The 1,576-nt window shown below is 42.0% G+C and carries 1 protein-coding gene; it reads left to right on the plus strand.

Going from position 1 to position 1,576, the window contains the following annotated elements; all coding sequences use genetic code 11:
* Nucleotides 1-191: 191 nt before the first annotated feature.
* Entirely contained in the window at nucleotides 192-1,427 is a 1,236-nt protein-coding gene (gene miaA, locus VLN09_RS03110; RefSeq protein WP_325243741.1) for a tRNA (adenosine(37)-N6)-dimethylallyltransferase MiaA, read from the plus strand.
* Nucleotides 1,428-1,576: the final 149 nt, after the last annotated feature.

Raw genomic sequence — 1,576 nt, forward strand, 5'->3', positions numbered from 1 at the left:
CTTTTGTAGCAGATATTGAGACTATACTGAGCGAATATGCTATCCATTCTATAGAGAGCAATCAATTAATCACATTGATGTTATCATCTGCACCTAAATAGCGCATTTTCTATAGTGAATACATACTGTTTAGCTACCAACCGCTTATCTTTTTACTCTTCAAAACAAGACTATTAATTAAAGGCAACTGTATGCGACTTTCGTCTGATAGCTTATCTCATCACTTAAGTCCCAATCTAGCGGACAATAGCGTGGTGTGTCTGATGGCACCAACGGCGAGTGGCAAGACTGCCTTGGCTTATGAGCTTTACGATACCGGTCGTTATGAGCTGATTTCGGTAGATTCAGCCTTGATATATCGCGACATGACTGTCGGTACCGCAAAACCAACCGCTACTGAGTTGGCGTGCTATCCCCATCATCTGGTTAATATCATTGACCCTCTACAAAGCTATAGTGTTGCTGAATTTGTGAATGATGTCGCACGTTTGATTGATGAATGTCATAAAAACGGCAAAATACCACTGCTGGTCGGCGGTACCATGATGTATTACATGGCATTACTTGATGGACTCTCACCCGTACCTGATAGTGATGATAATGTTCGCGCGCGCGTTGAGCAGTGGCGGCAAGAGGAAGGTATCAGTGCGCTCTATGATTATCTTGGTAAAGTTGATGCTATCAGCCATAAACGGCTTAATGCCACTGATACTCAGCGTATTACACGCGCGGTTGAAGTATATTTGCAAACGAATATTCCTATCAGTGAGTGGCAGCGTCAGCCTAAGCAAGCATTAGCAGATAATCCAAATCAGCAATGGCATGCATTGGCGGTTATGCCAGATCGTCCATGGCTGCACGCACGTATTGAACAGCGATTAGATATCATGTGGAGTGAGGGACTGGTAGCTGAGGTTATTAGTTTACTTGAGAATTATCCTTTAACCCCAAACTTGCCGTCGATGCGCTGCGTTGGTTATCGGCAAGTATTGGAATACTTGGTACAGATTCAGCACCCCGTCTTTGAGCAGCCACATTTGGATAAGGCACAGTTTTATGATGCTTTTGCTCAACCTGAGCCAATAAACGTTGAGAATGGTAATCAAAATATCAGGACCCAGAGCTGCATTACTCAGACGCATGTATCAACGGCAAATGACCAAGCCGAGGCGATTGCTTGTCAGCAAATGCAAAATAAGGCATTATATGCCACAAGACAGTTGGCAAAGCGTCAGTACACATGGCTTCGAAAAGTGATGCAACTGTCTGATACGGTAACAGGGCCTGCAACAGAATCATTAATACAGTTGCCAGTGATAACGCCGACAGCCGCTGCTGCATTTGCTGACATAAATGATTCTCAAAACAACAAGTTGATACTGCATTCATTTAGTACCATGGAGCAGGCAAGAGAGTATTTGTTTTAATTATTGATATCAATGATTTAAGCGAATATTTTGAATGTTTTGTGTATGGCTGTATTGAAAATACTGCATGACTGTATAACGTCATAAAAAGATACGAAAGAAATGACAATTAGTTTCAAAGTATAATGTGGATAACTGTTATAATTGGA

The sequence above is a fragment of the Psychrobacter sp. genome, assembly GCF_035469765.1.
Lineage (GTDB): Bacteria > Pseudomonadota > Gammaproteobacteria > Pseudomonadales > Moraxellaceae > Psychrobacter.

Excerpts from the sequence above, each read along its gene's own strand:
- miaA (WP_325243741.1), top strand. The coding sequence starts at position 192 with ATGCGACTTTCGTCTGATAGCTTATCTCATCACTTAAGTCCCAATCTA.